The following is a 5,757-nucleotide window of genomic DNA, read 5'->3' as shown; positions in this document are numbered from 1 at the left end:
TTCTTGATCTGCTGAATATCATCATAATCGCCATCGCCGGGCTGATGCCGCAGCAGCATGAGGTCGCAATATCCGATAATCGCGGTCAGGATGTTGTTGAAATCATGCGCAACACCGCCCGCCAGCTGCCCGATCGATTCCATCTTCGTTTGTTGGGCGAGCTGCCGCTTCAGGGTTATCTCTTCGCTATTATCCTTAAGTCCAAGCAGCACCGCAGCGCCACCAAGCCCGCGCACGCCAGCGATGGAGAGCGCAATGACTTCATCGGGTCGCTCTTTCAAGCGAATGGCGATGTCGCCTGACGTCTTGGGCCCGCTGCCATAACGGCGAATGCTATCCAAGACCACGCCCTTGTCTTCAGAAATGACAAGATCGCCCGGATAAGGGGGCAATTTGGTCGGTTCGACATCCAGCACGCGTGCAAATGCGTCATTGGCAAACAGGAACCGGCCATCGCGATCAACAAGCGCCAGCCCCAAAGGCAGTGTGGAGAGCAATTGCTCAACATGTGCCAGCGCGAGGCCGCGGTCGACCTTTGCTCCGTCTTCGTCCACCGCGAGCAGCAAGGCGGAGCCTTCCACATCATGTGCGTTCAACGGCACGTGCAGAAGCCGGATAGGCAAGCCGCGACGTCCTTCGCGTTCAAAAAAGACGCTGCCCTTGTCGTCCATCCGCACAAAATCTGCGAATGAACGGCCAGTGAGGGGAACTTGATCCGTGCCCGTTGCGCGCAAGGCAAAAGCAGCGTTTGCCGCACGAACGCAGCCGTCGGGACCAACGGCGACAGCCATGACGCCGCTGCCGGACATGGCACGCCCGATACGTCCGATAATCAGCTCAATCGCAAGGCTTTCAATGGCAATCCGCTCAATGGGCGCGAGCCTCCATAATAGATATTCGTCAGAGGCGCCCGCGCGGGCAACCTTCACGCTATAGGCGCGTTGGTCCTTCGTTATAGTATCGATCTGGGCACTGCCGTCGCGCCATGCGGCACGACCTGCCGCAACCATCAACGATTGGCTCGCTTCATCCAACCCCAGATCCGGCGGCGCTTTCAGTCCGGGAAACGCTTTCGTAAAATGGTCATCTGCGCATAACAGCTGACCAGCACGGTCACTTATGGCGATTGCAGCGTCGTTCAACTGCGTGGCAGCGTGCGCGATGGACCAGTCCGGCGGCGAGACATCGACGGTAACCTCGACCGAACCCGCATGACGGAAAAAGTGAATGAGCGCACCTGCCGCAATGATGACGGCGGCGCAGGAACCGACAAGAATGATGTTGCCCGTCGAAAACCACAATATCGCCAGGGACAATAAGGTTGCGAACGCCAATACCGCCAGCTGACGCACATCCAGCTTGGCGGACTGGTCCATGTCCCCGCCAAATATCTGGAATTGGGTCGGCGGGGATATCTTGTTCAAAGCGGCTCCTTACCAGATGCGAACGCGGTCCTAAGGCTTGAGGTACAATTGCCCGTCTGCTTTTGGCTGGAACGCATCGTACCATTTGTCAAGATTGCGCACGCCCCCCGCGCGTTGTTCCGACTGGCTGTGCGGCTCGGTTATCAAGCGCTGACGCAAATTTGCCTCACGATAATTGCTGCGCCCTAGCTGCGCCCAGCCAAGGAAAAAGCGCTGATCGCCGGACATTCCGTCAATCACCAACCCAGTTTCGCCCCCTGTTTAGACGGCTCTTGCATCACATGAGATTGGCTGTGCGCGAAAGCTGGTGTGGCAAAAGGCTAAAAAAGCTTATCCACGAGACGCAATTGACTTTGACCGGCGTCGCCACTTGGCGCTTATCCGCCAGCGCCAGAACCACGCCGAGAGCACATAACCGATGAGCGCTGCTGCGATGGATATGATCGCAAGCCCTGCGACGCCTTGGACAAGCGCCAAGGGTGCTTCGTTCCAGACATAATCACCCCACGCGGACAGCGGCGCCGATGTCTCGATAAGTTGATAAAAATGGCCTGAGCCATTGTTCAACCGCAGCACTGATTCCCCGACATACACCGACCCAAGCAAAATGAATGGTGTTGTGGCCGGCATACTTAGGAACGTCATGGCCGCGCCGATGGGGATATTTGCCCGAAATGGCAGCGCAAGCAGCGCGACACCAGCGATCTGGACACCCGGTATCAAAAGGAAAATCCCGACCAACAGGCCAAGAGCTACACCGCGCGGGACCGAGCGCCGTGTAAAACGCCAGAGAGCTGGATGAAACACGCGCTGCGCAAACGGCCGCAGAAAGCGGCTGCGTTCAAAGCTGTCGCGCGTGGGTGCTTGCCTGTGCAACCAGGTATCAAACTTACTCATCCACGGTCGCGCATAATGCGTCCTTGCTCACGCTTCCAATCCCGTTCTTTCTCGGTAGCACGTTTATCGGGTGCCTTTTTGCCCTTTGCCAATGCCAATTCCACTTTCGCCCTGCCGCGTCCATTGAAATAAATCGACAGAGGCACAAGCGTCATGCCCTGCCGCATCACCGCGCCATGCAGTTTGTTGATTTCGCGCTCGTTCAATAGCAACTTTCTGGGCCGCTTCGGTTCGTGGTTAAACCGGTTTCCATGGCTGAATTCGGGGATGTTCGCGTTAATCAACCAAATCTGGTCATCGCGGACTTCGGCATAGCTCTCGGCGATGGAACCTTCACCAAAGCGCAAAGATTTCACTTCGGTTCCGGTCAGGACAATTCCGGCCTCATATTTGTCATCGATATGAAAATCATAACGAGCGCGCCGGTTTTCGGCGACGGTTTTAACTTTGTTGAATGCTTCGGGTTTTGGACGCGTCATTAAATAAGCCCTGCATTCTCCAAGGCGGCATCAACCTGACGTCGGCTCGCCTCGCTTGGCGGGGTCATTGGTAAGCGCAACTCGGTTGGAAAACCGTCGATGACGCGTGACAACGCATATTTTATTGGGCCCGGCGATGCGTCAGAAAACAACGCCAAATGAAGTGGATACAGCTTATCATTCAGTTGGCGTGCCAAGTTATAGTCACCCGATGCACATGCTGCCTGAAATTCTGCGCATAACTTCGGCGCAACATTTGCGGTAACCGAAATACACCCGCGCCCGCCAGCTGCATTGAACGCAAGCGACTGTTCGTCCACGCCCGACAACAGGCAGAAATCAGGTCCGCACGCCAAGCGATGGTCCGTTACGCGTGGCATATCACCGCTTGCGTCCTTGATACCGATCACCGTCGGCAACTGCGCAAGGCGCGCAACCGTCTCCGGCTTGATGTCCGTCACCGTACGCGCAGGCACATTGTACAGCACGATAGGCAGATCGTTCTTCTTGGTCATCGCCTCGAAATGCGCATAAATGCCCTCTTGGTTGGGGCGGTTATAATAAGGGGCGACAACAAGCCCGGCAGCCGCGCCGCTTTTCTTTGAAAAGTTAAGGTGGAGAATGGCGTTATTGGTGTCATTCGACCCACAGCCGGCAATCACGGGTACGCGCCCAGCGGCTTGCTCGATACACACTTCGATCACGCGATGATGCTCGGCATTCGACAGCGTTGACGCCTCACCGGTTGTCCCGGCGGGCACCAGCGCGCTTGATCCTTGGTCGATTTGCCAATCGATCAACCCGCGAAAATGCTTTTCGCTAAACGCTCCGTCGTAAAAAGGAGTCACTAGAGCCGGTATCGATCCCGAAAACATAGCATTACACTTTCAATCTGGGCCATATAGGCCGCTAAGGGCTATATAGTCGTTCGTTCAGCACCTGATAAGGATGGGGCACATAATATGTCCAGCATGGTAAAGCATCTCATTTCGGCATCTATGCTGATAATTCCGTTTTCGACCGCTGTGGCGGCCCAACAAAGCGATGGCATAACGTGGCAGCGCGGTACAGGGGTAGCCCCTGCTGCTGCGCCCACTGCGCAAATGCCTCAGGCCCCGGCGGTGCAATATGACCCAAGCGAGGGCCAAGTCCCTGCCGCGTTGCAGCGTTGGAAAATGCTGAGCGCTCCCGGCAATTTCAGTTTTGGCGAATATGCCGCATTTTTGATGCGCTATCCAGATTGGCCAAATAGCGATGAGATGCGCAAGAACGCAGAACAGGCGATCAATCCTCTGTCATTGTCGCCCAGTCAGGTTGTGGCCTTCTTTGACCGCTTACCTCCCCTCACCAACGCGGGGCGCGCAAGGTTCGCAATTGCGCTTCACGCATCGGGCGACACATCGCGCGCGGAAGCACAAGCGCGCGCGGCATGGCGCGGTGGCGCCCTAAACGATGATGACGAAGCACGTATGTTCCGCATCGCCGGCAACCGTTTTACGTCCGCTGACCATGACGCCCGCGTTGACCGCTTATTATGGTCGGGCTCAACCCGTGGCGCAGAACGCTGGATAGCCTATACATCTCCGCAACGTCGCCCCGCCTTTGCTGCGGCGCTTGCCACGCGTCTGAAGGCCGCTGACGCTGATCAAAAGGTTCTGGACGCCGGAGCACTGGCCAATAGTGAAGCGAGCTTAATCGCCGCCAGAGCAGACTTTATGCGGTCCTCCGGCAACAGCATCGGTGCGCGCGAATTGCTGGCGAACCGTGCCAATCTTGCTGCGCCTGTACCTGTTCTGAAGGACTGGTATCAATTGCTGCTGACGCATGCGCAGGCAGCCGCGAAGGACGGCCAATATGACGTCGCGTACCGCATAGCGTCACGCGTTGACGACGCAACGCCGCGCGGCCTTGTCATGATCGATCAAGATATCACCATACGCGATCGCTATACCAGCCTGACATGGCTTGCTGGCATGACGGCGATGGAAAGGCTTGGCCGCCCTGGTGATGCCGTTGCGATGTTCGAACGCTATGCGTCCGCTGCGAAATCGGCGCAGACCCGATCAAAGGGTTTACACTTTGCCGGCAAAGCTGCGGCAAAAGCCGGAGATCAAGCGGCGGCCACACGCTATCATGAACAAGCCGCCGCTTATTATGAAAGCTTTTTTGGCCAGCTGTCACTTGAACAGTTGCGGCGTCCCCTGCCCCCGGTGCCACGCATTACCCCCGCTGCACCCGTTTTGGCGGAGGGCGATGTACCGGCAGTCTATTTGGCCGCAGCCCTCGCCTCCAAATATGGAAGTTGGAAGGACCAAAGCAATTTCTTCAGGGCCATTGCCCGAAATGCCAAGGATACGGATGATTTTGCCATAGCCATTGGCCTTTCCCAAAAATTGGGCCGTCCTGACCTCGCGGTGATGGCGGGTCGCAGCGCCCGATCGGCAGGTATTCCTGAACTTTTGGGGAACAGCTACCCAACGGTCAATGTTCCCGCCGCGCATCACCAGACATGGACGCTTGCCCATGCGATCATGCGGCAGGAAAGCCAGTTTGACCGGGCAGCCGTCAGCCACGCAGGTGCGCGCGGCCTGATGCAGCTGATGCCTGGCACTGCGCGCGAGACGTCGGGCAAAATCGCGATGGCATATCGCCCCGAAGCGCTGACCGTCGATACAGATTACAACATCGCCCTTGGCGCGACATATATCGAACGCATGCTGAATTATTTTGACGGAAGCTATCCCCTTGCGATCGCGGCGTATAATGGTGGCCCCGGCAATGTGAACAAGTGGCTAAAGGCTTATGGTGACCCGCGTACGGGCAGCATCGGCATGATGGAATGGATCGAAAAAATCCCGCTGAGCGAGACACGCGATTATGTTTACCGCGTGCTGGAAAATGCGGTGATGTACGATCATCTCCACCCCGAACGCGCGCGCGTGCGGTCGGCAACGCCG

Annotated in this window: 5 protein-coding genes and 1 pseudogene; 1 reads left to right on the top strand and 5 read right to left on the bottom strand. The window is 57.0% G+C overall.

Translation table 11 applies throughout. The annotated features are described in order from the left end of the window. The 5 genes and pseudogenes from ACILQA_RS09495 to dapA all read right to left on the bottom strand — a co-directional run. Positions 1-1,424: PAS domain-containing protein (locus ACILQA_RS09495; protein ID WP_395629475.1), on the bottom strand; the 1,424-nt coding region annotated here is incomplete at its 3' end. Between the two features lie 30 nt (positions 1,425-1,454). Next, a pseudogene (locus ACILQA_RS09490) lies at positions 1,455-1,682 on the bottom strand (M13-type metalloendopeptidase); the annotation flags it as partial. 72 nt (positions 1,683-1,754) lie between these two features. Beyond that, on the bottom strand, positions 1,755-2,321 hold the full coding sequence (locus ACILQA_RS09485; RefSeq protein WP_333568846.1) for a DUF2062 domain-containing protein: 567 nt from the start codon (positions 2,319-2,321) through the stop codon (positions 1,755-1,757). Then, the gene (gene smpB, locus ACILQA_RS09480) at positions 2,318-2,800 is read right to left on the bottom strand and encodes an SsrA-binding protein SmpB (RefSeq protein ID WP_125230014.1); all 483 of its coding nucleotides are present in this window, start codon (positions 2,798-2,800) and stop codon (positions 2,318-2,320) included. Before smpB ends, ACILQA_RS09485 begins: the two co-directional genes overlap by 4 nt. Further along, entirely contained in the window at positions 2,800-3,675 is an 876-nt protein-coding gene (gene dapA, locus ACILQA_RS09475; protein WP_395629474.1) for a 4-hydroxy-tetrahydrodipicolinate synthase, read from the bottom strand. The genes smpB and dapA overlap by 1 nt, the downstream gene beginning before the upstream one ends. Before the next feature lie 87 nt (positions 3,676-3,762). Here dapA and ACILQA_RS09470 point away from each other — a divergent pair. After that, positions 3,763-5,757 (top strand): lytic transglycosylase domain-containing protein (locus ACILQA_RS09470; RefSeq protein WP_395629473.1); only part of this gene is annotated, 1,995 nt, incomplete at its 3' end.

This window comes from Sphingorhabdus sp. (assembly GCF_044239005.1).
GTDB lineage: Bacteria > Pseudomonadota > Alphaproteobacteria > Sphingomonadales > Sphingomonadaceae > Sphingorhabdus_B.
This window is presented reverse-complemented; position numbering and strand designations above follow the sequence as displayed.